We start from the raw sequence: 16,679 nt of genomic DNA on the forward strand, positions 1-16,679 counted from the left end.
CGGGGCATAGGCTTTTTACCCGAAGGTAAAAAAGCCATGCCCCGACAGACGCGACCTAGAAGCAAGCAGTCCCGTGCTGCGGGCGGGTCCAGGGCGCCCGAGCGCCTTAAGGGCTTTGCGGAGCAAAGCCGGCTACGGAAGCCTGGGGTCCCCCCGTGGGGGGATTTAGGGGGGCAATCTGATTTAGGGGAGGGGAAAGGCTGCCCACAACAAATAAGCGCCAGACATCAAGTCTGACGCGGGAATAATCATTTTCTCAGCTGCTTATCGGTTGATCGACTGCGCTTTCAGTTTTGCGTACGCTTCGTTGTACTCTTCGATGATGTTGGAGCCGCCTTTGCGCTCCCAGTTGACGATTTCGCTTCTGAAGCCCGCGGCGTCGATCCGGCCAAGCATATAGTTGTAGGTGGCATTATAGATGATCTGCCACAGCTCGGCGCCGGTCGAATCGTAGGTCGGCGAAGTCAGATTTTCCGTCGGATTGCGGATCAGCATGTTGTTGTTGTCCGCAGTCAGCCGGTCCGCCATCACGAAAAGAGGATCCTGGCCTTCCTCGTGGATTTTTAAAATGGCCGGATTGCTCAAATTCGCAATCAGCAGCGCTTCGAGCGGCATTACATCGGCATTGCGGGATTCGTTCGCTTTTTTGATAATCAGCGCCTTGCCGTCCTTGACGGTGTAATGAACGCCCTGAATGCCGTACTGAAGAAGGTTGCTTGCATCCGGCTTCATCAGCCGGTCATAAAACGCCAGTATGCTTCGCAGCTCTTCCTCCGTTTTGATCGCTTTTTTGGAAAACATGAACAATCCACTGAAGCTTTCGATCGACCAAACGCCGTAGCCTTTCGGACCCAAGATGCGGTTGGCGAGCGTCAGCTCGGCCTGGGGATTGATTTTCGTCATCTCGTCGGACAGCTTGGGCGCGTCCTGCATCGTCCCGATCACCGCTCCCGCCTTGCCGCTGATCAGCATATAACGCTGCACCTGCTTGCTCGTTACGGGGAAATCTTTGTTGATCAGCCCGTCGTCATACAGCTTTTTCATATAATTCATCGTGTTCATATATTCCGGCGTCGCAAAATCGGGAATAAATTTCCCTTCCTGCAGCGCCCAGCCGTTCGGCGTACCGAAATAAGAGCTGAGCGTCTTGAAAGCGCCGAAAATGAGATCGCTCCGGTCGGCAAGCCCGACCGTATCCTGGCGTCCATTGCCGTCCGGGTCTCCATACGTAAACTGCTTCAATACGTTGTACAGTTCGTCCAAACTGCCCGGAGGCTTTAAGCCCAGCTTGTCCAGCCAATCCTTGCGAAGGATGATGCCCTGCCGGGAAGGAGGCCGCTCCGCGTACAGTCCGTACAGTTTGCCGTCGATGGTCGTTTCCTCTAAAATGCTTTTATTCAGCGTTTTCAAATTCGGATATAAATCGAGATAAGGGCCGATCTCCCAAAACATGTTGGAGCGGATCGCATTTTTGACGAAAACATAATCGGTTTGGCTGACAAAGGTCACCTTTTTTAACGAATTCGTTTCGATTGCATTGATCATCCGGTCCCGGTATATATCGTTCGGCACCCATTCGATATTCAAAGCGGTCCCGGTCATTTTTTGCAGAGCCTCGATAAGATCGTTGTTCGGAGGTTTGGACTGATGAAGCGGCACCATGATGCTGATCGTGTTATCTGTATCCCGTTTCGCCGCCGGTGTCGGCTGATCATCGCTGCAACCGCTTGCGAGCAGCGCAATAACGGTCAGCAGGCAAAACGTCCGCACGCAGAACGAACGGAGCATATTTTTCCTTATCGACATGGCAACCTCCCCATAGAATGCGTCACTGTTCTTGAATTATACACGAAAACCATAGAGGAACAAAACGACCATTCCCGCCTCGAAAAGATTTTGGAAGCAACCTGACATTGCTCTGGCCTATAGGAAATTGGTACAATACAATCTGTTGACATTTTTCCACATTTTCTGAAAAGGAGGGGTACTCATGCGCAACCAAAGCTATTTAAGGAAACTGGTCGTGTTCGGTTGCATTTTGTGTACGCTTCCTGTCATTTTTTTCGGCATCTTTTCTTATCTGAGATCGTCCGCGGAAATTCAAAAGCACGTCAACCGCGGCCAGCAGCAGCTGCTCTCGCAAATGAACTCCAACGTCGAGCAGACGCTGCGCACGGTAAACCATGCGCTCAATCAGGTGGTTAACTCCTCCGTCATGTATAAAGTGCTGAACGAGCCTTTCTCGGCCAACGATTTTATTTTATACAAAGATCTGAGAAAAGAAATGAGCGGCGCGCAGTCGACCTATACGAAAGTCGAGGACGTCGTCGTCGTCAATACGAAGCAAAACTGGATGATCAAAAACTCCGGCTTTTATAAGTTCGACGAATATTTGCATCACTCGCAAATCGCCAATCAGATGCTTTTGCCGAATCCGACATCCTGGGTGCTGAATCCGAGCATTTGGTTTTACAGCGAGGAAAGAGCGAACTCCGCGGCATGCCCTTATACGATCAGTCTGGTGAAAAAGCTGCCGGACCAAAGTCTGGACAAATTCGGGCTCGCCTATGCCAACATTCCGACCTGCAGTCTTTCGGAGCTGCTGAATTACACGCCGCGGGAATCCGAAACGGTGATGATTTTGGACGATCAGGAGCGTATCATATACCACTCCAATCCGGCCATGATCGGCAAATACGCGATCGACACCGGATTTATTCGCGATGCTTCGATTTTGTCCGAGCCAACGGGCCAGTTCCGGACGGAACTCGATGGAGAGCCGTATTCCGCCACATATATCCGATCTTCTTTTAACAATTGGGTATACTTATCCATCATATCGATCGACAGCCTGACGCAGGAATCGAAAAAAATCGGCCGCTACACCATACTCGTCTGCCTCATGATTGTGGCGGTATTTACAGTGATCGCCTGGCTCGGCTCGCGGCAAATGTACACCCCGATCCGGCAACTGCTGGGACAGATCGGCGGCAGATCGCCGCAAAACGAAGGCCGTTCGATCAATGAATTTGAGATCATCAGCTCGGGCGTACAGGACTTGTTCAGGTCGAAAACGGAGCTTGAGCATGAAGTGAACCGCCATTTGCAGCAAGCTTGCACCTTTTTCCTGATCAAAATGTTTCAAGGTGTCATCCGCCGCAAAGATTTGATGGAGAAGTTGGAGCAGTTCGGCTTCAGCGAAAAAATCGCCGAATGGCGCGTGATGTCGGTCATCGCGCTGCAAATCGATACGCTGGAAAATACGCGTTATGAGAAGGAAGATACGGATCTTTTAATGTTCGCCATCAACAACATCATCGAGGAGCTGATCCCGCCCGAAGTCCGCTTTCCGCCGCTGTCCATCGATCATACGCAGGTGACGCTGATCGGAGGAAAAACCGAAGACCGCGGCGAATGGAGCAGCTACATTTATTCGATTACGGAATCTATTCAGCATACGGTGAAGGAAGTACTCGGCCTGCGCATCAGCATCGGCATCAGCCTTCCTTTTACCGATCCGAAAAACGCTTCTATCGCGTACAAGGAAGGGCTCGAGGCGCTTAAGCACCGGATTCACCTCGGGGAAGGCGTCATCATCCAATATGCGAACATCAATGCCGGCAAACACCAGCACAACCTCGATTATCCGTTCCTGACCGAAAGCGAGCTGTTCGACGCGATCGTACTGGCGGAGGAGGATAAAGCGAGAGCTCTGCTGAAGCATTTCATGAACGTCGTGTTCGGCCACTCGCTTTCTCCGCAGGAATACCAGGTTCCGATGTTCCGGCTGCTGAACAATCTGATGGTCATGATGCAGGAGGCCGGCGTACCGTTAACCCAGCTGCATTCGGGCCAAGAATCGCTGTATGAGGAACTGAACGAGCTGCCGATCGCCATGGAAATCGAAGGATGGTTCTGGAACCGCGTCATTTTGCCGCTTATCGGCATTTTCAGAGACAGGCAAAACTCGCAGTACCAGAACATTTCCGAAAAAATCATCGATATGATCCATAAAAATTACGATAAAGATCTCACCATCGAGCAGTGCGCCAAGGAGCTGCATTACAACGCCAACTATTTGAGCGGCGTATTCCGCAAAGAAACGAACCAGACCTTCAGCGAATATTTATCCGCTTACCGGTTTAGTATGGCCAAAAAGTGGCTCACCACCACGGACATGACGATCAAAGACATCGCCGAAAAGCTGCAGTACGGCAATTCGCAAAACTTTATCCGCTCCTTCCGCAAGCAGGAGGGCGTCACCCCGGGGCAATACCGCGAGACATATCGGAGCACCAGGTAGCGCCCCCTCCCTTCCCCCCAATGTTGACGGGTTGACAGGCATGGACGAAATTGAGGGTTGAACCATAGAAGACCGCATGACACTAGGAACAGTTAATGTCGGTTATAAAAATAGCGGAACCCACGTTCGCTATTCTAGGAAAAATGGACACGTCGAAAAAATAGAGGAACTGAGATGTGCTAAGTCGGTGAAAAATGGCTTGAGGAGTGGAGAAACAGACAAATAGCGCACCTGAGTTCCTCTAATTTCCAAAAATATCGGAAATCGACCCAATTAGCGAACCATAGTTCCGCTATGTTCCCGCCTAACCTGACAACATTGCCCCTCCCCCTAAACAAGATGACAGAGCGTCACAAAGAGGAATGAAAATGGGAGCCATCGTCTATTTTCCCATCCCCCCCACACATAGGGACCCCAAGCAACAAAAAAACCCGGCTGAAAAAGCAAGTATTTACTTAATTTACATGCGCACCCTTACACAAAACCGGTATGGCCGCGGCTATAAGGATCATCCCCATAAAAGCGGGTGCGGCATGACCGAGTGATACATAGATTTGACCTCCAATGACAGGCCCGATCATTCTTGCCAAAGCCTGAATAGATTGGCTGCCTCCTTGAATCCTTCCTTGCTCGCCAGCATCGACAGACTTGGAAAGCATCCCGTTGAATGAAGGCCCAAAGATCGAATCGCCAAAACCAAATATAATCATTCCGGCGATAATAAGAGGATAGAACGAGAACAAAGCCGATGCTGCAATAAGACTGTAGCCTACAATCTCCGAAACCATTCCAAGAATGGCTATCTGTTTATCGCCAAGTTTTAGCAAAAGCTTTGGCATTATGAAACCTTGGGAAACGATGTCCTGGAAGCCGATAATTGAAAACATAAGTCCGATTAGTGCAGGCTTCCAACTGAAAGTATCCACTGTAAATTGTGAAAAAACGGCCTGTAAAGATCCGTTCGGTATCCAAAGTAGGAACGCTGAGACAAGCAGCCACTTTAAATTTCTCATAGTAAGTACGTTGGCAAGCTGTGTAAATGGATTCAGTCTTACAAAGGTAATCTCTTTCAGTCTGTTATTCTTGTCAAGGCTCTCAGGCATATATAAGATTCCAAAAACAACATTCAATAAAGTTATGATAGCTCCAAAATACATTGGCGCAGAATAACCAAACTTGGCAAGTAATCCGCCCAAAGTTGGGCCAATGACGGTGCCTGCGCCTACAACCGCACTCATCCATCCAAAATATTTGGTTCTCTGTTCCGGAGAAGTGATGTCTGCAAAATAGGCGAAGATGGTGCTTATGCTCCCGCCTGTTATACCTTCAATGATGCGTCCGGCAAATAGTACCCATAACGCCCCTCCTATCCCAAAAATGAAGTACCCGACTGCAGAACCCAAAAGGCATACTAAGAGCAATGGACGACGGCCATATTTGTCGCTCAAAGCTCCGATTCCGGGGGCCGCTAAAAATACGCAGACTGCATAGACAGAGGTCAGCAGCGTGACAACTACAGCTTGATCTCCCGGATTGTTTATATAAGGCTGCACTAAGAACGGGACGACAGGAGCTATGATACTGAAGCCTATTCCGCAAAGAAACACAGACATAAGACCGAAGATTAAAGCCTTTTTATCCACGGCTTGTTCTGTGTTCCGTTCATTGTTTGATCTAAATTTGAACACTTCTATTCTCCCCTCAAAAGTTTAGGTTTTGATTCCACGGAAACAAATTTATCGTATCACATTTTTGTTTCCTTGTCACCAAAATAACAGCAAAAAAAACGCAGCCCGTTCTCCATAGAGCCCGGCTGCCTGTGGTTTCATTTTCGTTATTCAAATTTATTCCGACTTCATATCTATACCTTGTTTCTTTATTTCCGCATCCAAATGCCTGCTATACTTTTCCAAGAAGCTAAGCATGCCGTCAAATTGTTCCTCGGTTACTTGCTCAAATATGACCTTATCCCGCTTTCGAAACTCTTCGTGCAGTTCCTCATGGATTTTATAAATGACTTTCCCTTGCTCCGTAATCCTAAAATAGATTTCTTTCTTGTTATCCGGCTTCTGGTAGCTTTCGATAAGGCCTTTTTTTATGAGCTTCTGAGTTAGTTTACTTATGGCACCGCGAGTCATATAAAAAGCCTCCGCAAGTTTTGTCACGTTGGAATCTGCATTTTTTCCGATGTATTCGATACAGTGTACTTCCGAAGGCTTATACCCCTTAAGACTGTCTTCCATTTTAAATTTATTAAGGTAAACCATTTTGTTGAATAAGTCCCTGAAAACCGTCTTGACCTGATCTTCTTTGTTCATGGCCTATCCTCCCACCTGTTGGTGCATAACAAACTCGGTATGTTTTATCCATAGGATTATAAATCAGAGGCGGTAAGTGTGAAAAGGGTTCACATTTCCCGCACGGAAAAAAGATAAAGTTAAGTGGTATATTTATTATAAGCAACACGGCATAAAAAATCATTCCCAAGCCATTTTATGGCATATTAAAAAGCTCTCCCGTTGGTCTTACGACCTGGGGAGAGCCTTTTTGGCTTGGGATGAGGTCTTTGGTTGGCGTTACTCGTCTTCCTTGAACACCGGCGTGATGTTCAGCTCGAAGGAAAACGCCTTCTCGTCCAGACGGTATTGCTCAAGCAATTCGGGACCGCAGGAGTTGGAGCCGACGCCGCTCATTTTGTAATCGAGATGGACGATCGTTTCTTTTCGCGGCTTCAGCTCGTAATCGTGCTCGGCGGCGGTCAGGTCCTCCGGCGTATAATGCGCCGCGTTGAACGAAAATTCGGCCGGAGCGGTAAATTTCAGGCCCATACCCTGCTCGTTCGAGACGATCGCCCATTCCGTGCCGTAACGCGATCCGTTTTCCTGAGGCATGATGTAGTTCTCGAACATGTCGTTAACGGACAGAAGATATTTGCTTTTCTTCACGCTCTGACGTTTATCGATGTAGCTTTCGTGCGGACCGTGGCCGAAGTATTCGACTTCTTCCGTACCTTCCGGCATCGTCAGCTGCAGGCCGAACCGCGGCAGGAACAGCAAGTCCTCCCGCACTTTCACGTTGGTAGAAACGGATACGGATCCTGCGGCGTCGACACGCCACTGCGTTTTTCCGTGCATCAGCGGATAGCGGATATATCCGCCAAGCGAGTAATCTACGGCGATTTCCACGGAGCCGTCCGGCTGCTGCGTCCATTCGCAGCGGTACACTTTCATCGTCGCCCGATCGTACCCGTCTTCGCTCCATCTCGCCTTGATCCGCCGGTCGTTGTCCGTCGGCGCGCGCCAAATGCTCCACTTGGCCGGAGCGGCAAGCATGTCGACGTCATGCTTTGAAATTTTGACGAACGTTCCGTCGTACAGGTCGAAAACATGGCGGAAATCGAAGCCTTCGATCGTCAGCAAATGCCCGTCCTGGCTTGCTTGAACCGCATGATCGCTTGACCCGTGAGCAGCTGCATGATCCTGTACAGCCGCCGGGTTCGCTGCCGGAAGCTCGAACTGCTCGAACGTGATCTCATGCCCTGCCGCCGACCACGGTGTCTCTTCTTTTTGCCAGACCGACAAAGTCAGGAAATAACGTCCTGCCGCGTCCTTCGGCAGCGTATACGGCAGCGACAACGTTTGCGTTCCGCCGTGAGGAGCCGCATCAAGCTGCCAGACGTGGCCCTGCTGCACCGTTTCTCCGTCTTTTTCCACTTTCCAGAACAGCGCCAAATGCGACAAGCCGATGAAATCGTACAAATTCGTCAAAAGAACCTTGCCGTTTTCCAAATCGGCAGCTTCGAGCCGCACCGGAGCGATTACCTTCTTCAGCTCAAGCAGTCCCTTATGCGGTACGCGGTCCGGCGTAACGAGGCCGTCAATGCAGAAGTTACCGTCGTTCGGCTTATCACCGAAATCGCCGCCGTACGCGAAATACGGCGTTCCGTCCTTCGTTTCCGTTTTGATGCCGTGATCGCACCATTCCCAAACGCAGCCGCCCATCAGCTTCGGGTACTTGTAAATGACATCCCAGTAGTCCTTCAAATCGCCCGGCCCGTTGCCCATCGCATGGCTGTATTCGCACAGGAACAGCGGCTGCAGCTTGGTCTCATCTTTCGCATATTCTTCGATGTACTGCACCGACGCATACATCTGGCTTTCCATGTCCAGACATTCGATGTTCGGATTGCCGTTATATCGCGGTGCCGCTCCTTCGTAATGTACCGGCCGGGACGTATCGCGACCCCGCGTCCATTCGGCCATTGCGATATGATTCACATCGTAGCCCGATTCGTTGCCCATCGACCACATAACGACGCATGGATGGTTCTTATCCCGTTCGACCATCCGCTTCGCTCTTTCCACAAAAGCGGCTTCCCATTCCGTATTGGCGGACAGCTTGTGAAACGCGCCTTCCGCCCATTTGCCCGCGGACCCCATGCCGTGGCACTCCAAATCCGCTTCGTCGACCACATAAAACCCGTACTCGTTGCAAAGATCCAAAAAGCGCGGATCGTTCGGGTAGTGGGACGTGCGGATCGTGTTCACGTTGTGCTGCTTCATCAGGTTTAAGTCCTTGATCATATGATTGATCGGGATCGTTTGCCCAAGCTCGGGATGCGAATCGTGGCGGTTAACCCCCTTCAGCTTGACGGCGCGGCCGTTGATGCGGAATACTCCGCCTTCGATCCGGATTTGCCGGAAGCCTACCGGGAACGACAGTACCTCTTCGCCGGATGAAACGTACAGCCGGTACAAGTAAGGTTTCTCCGCATTCCAAAGCGTCGGCTCCGCAACCTCAAACTCGATCGTCCCCTGACCGTCGATCACCGCCGCAGCGGCACCGATCACGCTGCCTTCGGCATCTTTCAGCTCAGCTTTGACTTCCCGGCGCCCCGTCGTTTCCAGTTCGCAAATCAGCTTTGCCTGACGATAATCGTCCGAAAGCTCCTGCTTGTTATATATATCCCGGACATGCGCCTTATCTCTGGCCAGCAGGTAAACATCGCGGAATATCCCGGAAAACCGCCACAAGTCCTGATCTTCCAAATACGTGCCGTCGCACCATTTCAGCACCATGACGGCGATCCGGTTTTTTCCGCTCTTTAGGTGCGTCGATACGTTAAACTCCGCCGGAACCCGGCTGCCCTGGCTGTATCCGACAAATGCGCCGTTCACCCACAGGTAGAAGCACGAGTTCACTCCTTCGAACACGATATATTTGTCCTTCGCCTCCCACCCCTTCGAGACATTAAACTCTTTCACATAAAGACCGGCGGGGTTTTCGTCAGGCACAAAAGGCGGGTCGCATGGAATCGGATAATTGACATTCGTATAGTGCAGCTGGTCGTACCCTTTGGTCTGCCAGCAGGAAGGAACGAGCAGATCGTCCCAACCGCTTACATCCGCTTGCTCCTCATAAAAACCTTCCTCCGCAAGCTTCACGCTCGCAAAATAACGAAACTTCCAGGTCCCGTTTAACGTCCGGTAAAAAGGCGAGCGCGACCGTTTCCGCGAATCGGCGGAAGCGGCATCCGCATAAGGAATGTAATAGGCCCTCGGCTTTTCCCGGTTCACCTGCAGCAGATTCGGGTTTTCCCAATACTTGTCGACGCGGATCAAAAGCAATCGCTCCTTCTTCATTGGTAGTATGAATATATGGTCATTATACAATGACGGAAACCCGATTAATATCAGATAATATTAGGCTGAATATGACTATATTCATGTGATGGAGCCCCTAAATCCCCCTGGTAGGGGGACCCCAGGCGCTTGCGCCCTGGACCCGCCCTGTAGGAGAGGCTGCCCGCTGCTGGTTCGCGTATGCCCTGCATGGATTTTTTGCTTTCAGGCAAAAAATCCTATTCCGGGCACGCTGTACTTTTTGCGCGATGCCTTAGGGGTGACGACGTGCCACGGGGTCGCGTTTGTCCGCCATGGTTTGCTGGCGCAACCCTATGTCGGACACGCTTTACTGTACTTATTGGAGTAAGTCATTCCGGGAAAACACATCAAATTAGGCCCTGCGAGCGGGGCTGGTCAAAGTAAGGTCTACGATGACTAAAAGACAGATCAATTGGACCCGCTGGAAGTCCTTGCATTTTTGTCGTCGACGTGATAATATTTGTTTGAACGTTCATTCAATTTTTGTTGAGCAAGGAGGGCTCTATGCCGGAAAACGATAAGCGTGAAAAAATTATCGCCGCCGCCTACCAACTTCTCGCCGAGAAAGGATACGACCAGGCGTCCACGAAGGAAATCGCGCGCGCTGCCGGCGTAGCTCAAGGTTTGATCAACTATTACTTTCCGAGCAAAGACTTGTTATTTGCCGAAGTGTTCAAAAACGAAACGATCAAATATTGCGAGTCCATGCCGCAACTTCAAAGCTACGCGCAAAAAGAGCTCTCGCTTCAATCGATTAAAGAGATGCTGAACGTGCCAAAAACACGGGCCATTAATGAACCTTCGATGCTTAAGCTTCGTTACGAGCTGTTCGCCATCGGTCTGCGCAATCCGGCCGTATCGGAAAATTTGAAGGATGCGCTCGCCTGGAAACGGGATCACGTGAAGAAGCTGATCGAGTCGATTCTCCATCTTCCGGAGGAACAGTCCCGCCCGCTCGCCGCGATTCTTCGGGCCGCATTCGACGGTCTCGGCTTGCAGAAGCTGAGCGATCCCGACTTCGATTACGACGAAGCCTACGATACGCTCGCACTAATTATCGAGTCCTACCTGGAGAAATTGAGAAAATCGTCGGGCGAAATCAATCAAAGATGAGTGACAAACTTAATTGAGCGTCATTTGGCGCTACTCTTTTTTAGATGATATTGTTTGAACGTTCAATCAAATGCATTGTACATAATCGACAATCGGACATGGTCCGCATTTAAGGAGGCTTCCATGAACCCAACACCCCTCGAACCCTCGCAAAAACGTTTGAATTCGGCAGCGGCGGAAAATAACGATCCCCGCATGCGCCGTCTCGGCAGGATGATCGTGCGAAGACGCCGAATGCTGCTTATCGCCTGCGTCATTTTCATGGTCCTGTTCGGTGCTGTCGGGGCCGGGACGCTCGGCGCGCTTTCGTTATCCCGCTTTGACGTGCCCGGTTCGGAATCCGACAAAGCATCGCAGCTGCTGCACGAGCAGTTCAACACGGGAAATCCGAACCTGCTCTTGCTTGTCACCGCCAAAAATGGAGATGTGGACAGCGCCGAGGCTGCCCAAGCCGGACAGGCGATCGCCCGGGAGCTTGCCGCGCAGCCGGGCGTAAATGAAGTAACTTCGTATTGGTCGCACCGGGAAAGCAAGGTGCTGCGGAGCAATGACGGCAGGAAAGCGGTCGTTCTCGCGTGGATGGAAGGAAACGCCACTGAAGTTCGCAGTAAGCTGACCGAGCTGACTCCGCGATTTTTCCGGGAAAACGATACGATCAAAGTAGAGGTTGGGGGCTCGGACGAAGTGTTTCGTCAGGTCGGAGATCAGTCGAGAAAAGATTTTGTCCGTGCGGAGCTCGTCATATTGCCTTCGGTTTTATTGCTGCTCATTCTCGTATACCGCCGCTTGTCTCCAGCTCTGCTCACGATCGGCATCGGGTTGTTTTCCGTGCTCGGCACGCTGGCCGCTCTTCGCGGCATTACCCCATTCGTCATGGTATCCACATTCGCGGCGAATCTTACCCTTGTCATGGGTTTGGCGCTCGGCATCGATTACAGCTTGTTCGTCATCACGCGGTTCAGAGAAGAGCTTGCCAAGGGAAAGACCGTTCCGGACGCCGTCGTCAAAACCGTCGAAACGGCCGGCCGGACCGTGCTCTTCAGCGGCCTGACCGTCGCGGTATCCTTATCCGTGCTGATGATCTTCCCGTTCCCGTTTCTTCGCTCGTTTGCCTACGCAGGGTTTCTCGTCGTGCTGACCGCGGCCATCGGCGCGGTTTTGATCCTGCCCGCGGCGCTGGCCGTCTTGGGACATCGCGTCGTCCGCGGCGGTAAGATGCAATCGCAAGCCGACCATCTGTCCGGGCAAAAGGGATTTTGGTACCGGACAACGATGCAGGTAATGAAAAGGCCCGCGATCTCCGCGGCAACCGCACTGGTTATCCTGCTTGTCATCGGCTCCCCGTTCCTGGACGTCCGCTTCGGCTTGCCGGATGAACGCGTGCTGCCGGAAACGGCTTCCAGCCGTATCGTGCAGCAGCAAATTCGCGACGGCTTCGTCGCGGAGGAAGATGATGCCGTCCGCATTGTCGCCCCTTCGATCGGCAGCGCGGCAAGCCGGATGCAGCAAATCGAGAAGTACAGCGCCGAGCTGTCAAAAGTGGAAGGCGTCCACCAGGTCGATTCTTTGGCCGGCTCGTTTGCAGGCGGCCGTAAAATCTTGGAGCCGAGCGATTATTCCCGCCGGTTTGCGTCGGGAACGGCAACCTGGATAGCCGTCATTCCGAGCGAAACGGCTTTGCGGGCGGATATGACGCAGCTCGTGCGCGAAATACGGTCGCAGCAAGCTCCGTTCGAGGTTCTTGTCGGCGGGTATCCGGCGGAGCTTACCGATTTTCGGGACTTGCTGCTGGATAATCTGCCGGTTGCCGGCGCGCTGATCGTCGCCGTCACCTTCGTCATTTTGTTTTTGATGAGCGGCAGTCTGCTGATCCCGCTGAAAGCGACGGTACTTAACCTGCTCAGCCTGTCCGTAATGTTCGGCTCTCTCGTTTGGATTTTTCAAAACGGGAATCTTTCCGACGTTCTCGGGTTCACCCCGCTTGGCCGTTTGGAACCGAGCATCCCGATTCTTATGTTTTGCATCGCGTACGGGTTATCGATGGATTACGAGGTGTTTATTTTATCGCGGATTAAGGAGGAATACGACCGCACCGGGGACAATACCGAAGCCGTGGCGGTCGGCATTCAGCGCAGCGCCCCGCTCGTTTCGGCGGCGGCGGGCATCATGGCGCTGTCGTTCGCCGCATACGCTGCCGGCGAGATCGTGTTTTTGCAAATGCTCGGTGTCGGGATGGCGCTTGCCGTTGTCGTCGACGCTACGCTCATTCGGGCCGTTTTGGCGCCCGCGTTCATGAAGCTGGCCGGGAAGGCGAACTGGTGGGCGCCGGCTGCGCTGAAGCCGTTTTACCGGCGGTTTAACCTGAGTGAAGCCGAGTAGACAGGGCTCTCTTAAACACGATGCCAGCCAGACGCTGTGACGCAAGATTGTGCTAGTGGTTGGCGCCATGCTGAAGCAGGCAAAATCCGCTTACACAAAGCCAAAAAGGAGAACGCACTTCCGCACGCCTCCGATTTTGGCTTTACTTTTACGCATCCCGGTGAAGGAGGACCCCTTTGCGGCTTTGCCTGCGGAGCAGCGCCAAAAAATACGGCGCACCGATGACTGCGCAAACGATGCCGGCAGGAACCTCCTTGGGCACGATCAGGACCCGCCCGATCAAGTCGGCGGCCAGCACCAGCATCGCCCCCGAATAAGCGGCAAGCGGCAGCAGCAGCCTGTGTCGGGGACCGACCAGACGCCGGGCCATATGCGGCGCAATCAGGCCGACAAAGCCGATCGCGCCGGCCACTGCCGTGCAGACGCCGGTGATGAGCACGGCGCAGATCAGCAGCACGATGCGGGTGCGCCCGACCTGCAAGCCAAGCGATTCGGCCGCATCCGGCCCGAGGCTTAAGATGTCGAGCCTGCGGGCAAGCAGGAAGACGATGGGCAGCAGCGGCAGCAGCCAGCAAGCCAGCGCGATGACATGTTCCCAGCCTCTGCCCCACAGGCTGCCGGCCAGCCACAGCAGAGCCGTATTCGCGTCGGAGGCATTTTTCACGGTAATGTATTGGATTCCTGCAGTAAATATCGCGCTGATCCCGATGCCGCTGAGTGCCAGCGCAACCGGATTCATCCGCTTGCCCGCAGACAAAGCGAGCAGCAGCAGCCCGGCGAGTCCCGCTCCCGCGAATGCAGCAAACGGCAACACCCCCGGGGCCGCCTTCGGGAAAAGCAGGATAAACAGCGAAGCCGCAAGCCCCGCTCCTTTGGTCAAACCGATCACGTCGGGTGACACGAGCGGATTGCGGATCATCCCCTGAAGCAGCGTGCCCGCCACTGCAAGGCCGGCCCCTACAAGAATGCCCGTAATGATCCGGGGCAAGCGGAATTGCTGCAAAATGATTTGCATCGGCCCTTCCTCCACCCCCGTGAGGCTAAGCCAAACTTCCCCCGGGCTAATTCGGACCGCACCGACGCCCATGCTGACGATGGCCAATACCAGCAGCACAGCTACGAGTCCGGAGCCGACGGTTATATATCGCATCATTCCGTCTGCCTCCCTTTTCGGACCAAATACAAAAAGTACGGTGCACCGATCGCTGCCGTAACAATGCCGACCGGAGATTCAAATGGAAACGAAACGAACCGCGAAGCGATGTCCGCATAGACGAGCAAAATGGCCCCGAACAGCGCCGAAACGGGAATGAGCCGCCAATGATCTATTCCGACGAGATATCTGGAAATATGAGGAACGATCAACCCGACAAAACCGATCGGCCCCGCTACGGAAACGGAAGCCCCCGCCAGCACGACAACGACGATGCCTGCCAGCGCCCGAACATATGTCATTCTTACGCCGATTCCTTTGGCCACCTCGTCTCCAAGTCCAAGCGCATTCATCGAGCGTGACAGCAAAACGGCTGCAAGCAGCCCGGCGGCAGACCAGGGAAGCACGGAGCGAACGTCGTTCCAATCCGCGCTATCCACCGCCCCGGCCATCCAAAACAACACGTTTTGCGTTTTGTTGTCAAATAACACGATAATCCCTTCGGTAAGCGCCGACAGCAGCATGGCGACGGTCATTCCGGCGAGCGCCAGCTTCACCGGCGTAAAGCTTCCGCCGCCGGACGCGACAAAGTAAACGATCGCCGCCCCTAAAGCCGCACCAAGGAAGGCGCACCAGGACAGCTGCAGCGGCGTCAGCATCGGGTAAAAGACGACCGAGCCGACGACGACAAGCGCCGCCCCCGAATTGATCCCGAATATTTGCGGGGAGGCGAGCGGGTTGCGGGTCACCGCCTGCATCAGCACGCCGGCCACCGCAAGATTGGCCCCGACAAGCGCTGCAAGCAGCGCCCTGGGCAGACGCAGCGTATATACAATCAGCTGCTGCTTCGTTTCCCTTGCTCCGGTAACGGCGCTCCATATGTCTTCGAATGTGATCGCCGACGAACCGAACTTCATGCTAAGCAGCATGCCTGCAGCCCATAAAACAAGACCGGTCAGAAGGATGGCTCCGGTCCTGACGATGTTCAAGTTGCGATTTCTTGTGACTGTAACGGGCTCCACGGGTCCAAACCCTTCCTTATTTCTTGCCGTAAAGAAGCTGCAGCGCTTCTCCGGCTATCGTTTCCGCGGAAATGACGCCTCTGGACAAGGACCATACTCTGCGGTCCACTTCGAATACCTGGTTGTTTTTCACGGCGCTGATTTGGGACCAGAGCGGGTTGTTTTTCCACTCATCCACAATCGTTTTCTCCCCGCCCGTCATGAGGAACATCACGTCCGGGTTGGCTTGCACAAGCTGCTCCAGCGTTATTTTCGGGTACGCCTCGTTGCTTTGAATCGCATCCTTGTAGCCAAGCTGCTCGAGCAGCGACCCGGCGTAGGCTCTGGACGTATGAGCGAAAAATCCGGTACTGTTCGCAACAGCAGGCAAAACGGTCCGTTTCTCGTCTTTCGGCATTTTTTGCTTCAGTGCGTTCATCGCTGTCTGGTGGTCAGCCAGCTTTTTTTGAGCCGCATCCTTGGCATTTAGAGCCTCGGCAATTACGGCAAAAGCGTCCATGTTTTCTTTATAATCGGACCCGAGGCTTTTCAAAACGATCGTCGGGGCAATTTGCCCGAGTTTGTCATACACTTCCTTGTGTCGGCTCAAATCGGCGATGATCAAATCCGGCTTCAGCGATGCGATCAGCTCGAAATTCACCTCGTACCGCGAGCCGATCGACGTGTATTTGCCGATTTTTTGCCGGATCGGTTCGATGATGTTGTTCGCGTCTCCGTCATCGGCGACCCCAACCGGAGTAACACCCACGGTTGCAAGCGCGTCGACAAAAGAAAATTCCAAAGCGACAACCCGTTGGGGCGTGCCTTTAACAGACGTTTCTCCAAGCTCATGTTTCACCTTTCGCTCCGAGTCTTTTCCGCTCGTATTCTCTTGAACGGCCGGTGTTACGGCAGGCTTGGAAGAGCACCCCGATATAACCAAAAATAACGAAACTAAAATCATGGCAGCGAATCTCATGTAAAAGGCCCCCTTGCTTTCTTAGACAACGATAATCATTCTCATCGAGATTAAATGATAATAGTTATCATTATCGTTTGTCAACAAG

10 protein-coding genes are annotated in these 16,679 nt (G+C 52.8%); 3 read left to right on the forward strand and 7 right to left on the reverse strand.

The window, feature by feature from the left end; all coding sequences use genetic code 11:
• Nucleotides 1-264: 264 nt before the first annotated feature.
• On the reverse strand, nucleotides 265-1,806 hold the full coding sequence (locus tag MYS68_RS16580) for an extracellular solute-binding protein (RefSeq protein WP_248926898.1): 1,542 nt from the start codon (nucleotides 1,804-1,806) through the stop codon (nucleotides 265-267).
• Nucleotides 1,807-1,990: 184 nt separating this feature from the next.
• Here MYS68_RS16580 and MYS68_RS16585 point away from each other — a divergent pair, with 184 nt between their 5' ends.
• Entirely contained in the window at nucleotides 1,991-4,303 is a 2,313-nt protein-coding gene (locus MYS68_RS16585) for an AraC family transcriptional regulator (protein WP_248926899.1), read from the forward strand.
• 455 nt (nucleotides 4,304-4,758) lie between these two features.
• On the opposite strand, the gene MYS68_RS16590 is transcribed toward MYS68_RS16585, so the two are convergent.
• The 3 genes from MYS68_RS16590 to MYS68_RS16600 all read right to left on the reverse strand — a co-directional run bounded on the left by MYS68_RS16590 (nucleotide 4,759) and on the right by MYS68_RS16600 (nucleotide 9,924).
• On the reverse strand, nucleotides 4,759-5,991 hold the full coding sequence (locus tag MYS68_RS16590; RefSeq protein ID WP_248926900.1) for an MFS transporter: 1,233 nt from the start codon (nucleotides 5,989-5,991) through the stop codon (nucleotides 4,759-4,761).
• A 156-nt stretch (nucleotides 5,992-6,147) separates the two neighbouring features.
• Nucleotides 6,148-6,621 (reverse strand): MarR family winged helix-turn-helix transcriptional regulator, encoded by a 474-nt coding sequence (locus MYS68_RS16595; RefSeq protein ID WP_248926901.1) that lies wholly within the window; start codon nucleotides 6,619-6,621, stop codon nucleotides 6,148-6,150.
• A 258-nt stretch (nucleotides 6,622-6,879) separates the two neighbouring features.
• Entirely contained in the window at nucleotides 6,880-9,924 is a 3,045-nt protein-coding gene (locus MYS68_RS16600; protein WP_248926902.1) for a glycoside hydrolase family 2 TIM barrel-domain containing protein, read from the reverse strand.
• Between the two features lie 546 nt (nucleotides 9,925-10,470).
• Here MYS68_RS16600 and MYS68_RS16605 point away from each other — a divergent pair.
• A complete protein-coding gene (locus tag MYS68_RS16605; protein WP_248926903.1) occupies nucleotides 10,471-11,079 on the forward strand; it encodes a TetR/AcrR family transcriptional regulator in 609 nt (202 codons plus the stop codon).
• A 123-nt stretch (nucleotides 11,080-11,202) separates the two neighbouring features.
• A complete protein-coding gene (locus MYS68_RS16610; RefSeq protein WP_248926904.1) occupies nucleotides 11,203-13,458 on the forward strand; it encodes an MMPL family transporter in 2,256 nt (751 codons plus the stop codon).
• A gap of 148 nt (nucleotides 13,459-13,606) precedes the next feature.
• On the opposite strand, the gene MYS68_RS16615 is transcribed toward MYS68_RS16610, so the two are convergent.
• From MYS68_RS16615 to MYS68_RS16625, 3 genes are read right to left on the reverse strand one after another with little or no spacing between them, the layout of a single operon-like run.
• Nucleotides 13,607-14,611, reverse strand: a complete 1,005-nt coding sequence (locus MYS68_RS16615; RefSeq protein ID WP_248926905.1) for a FecCD family ABC transporter permease — start codon at nucleotides 14,609-14,611, stop codon at nucleotides 13,607-13,609.
• A complete protein-coding gene (locus MYS68_RS16620) occupies nucleotides 14,608-15,633 on the reverse strand; it encodes a FecCD family ABC transporter permease (RefSeq protein WP_420852128.1) in 1,026 nt (341 codons plus the stop codon). Before MYS68_RS16620 ends, MYS68_RS16615 begins: the two co-directional genes overlap by 4 nt.
• Before the next feature lie 16 nt (nucleotides 15,634-15,649).
• A complete protein-coding gene (locus MYS68_RS16625; RefSeq protein ID WP_248926906.1) occupies nucleotides 15,650-16,591 on the reverse strand; it encodes an ABC transporter substrate-binding protein in 942 nt (313 codons plus the stop codon).
• Between the last annotated feature and the right edge of the window lie 88 nt (nucleotides 16,592-16,679).

Origin of the sequence: Paenibacillus hamazuiensis (genome assembly GCF_023276405.1) — a bacterium.
GTDB classification, from domain to species: Bacteria; Bacillota; Bacilli; order Paenibacillales; family NBRC-103111; genus Paenibacillus_AF; species Paenibacillus_AF hamazuiensis.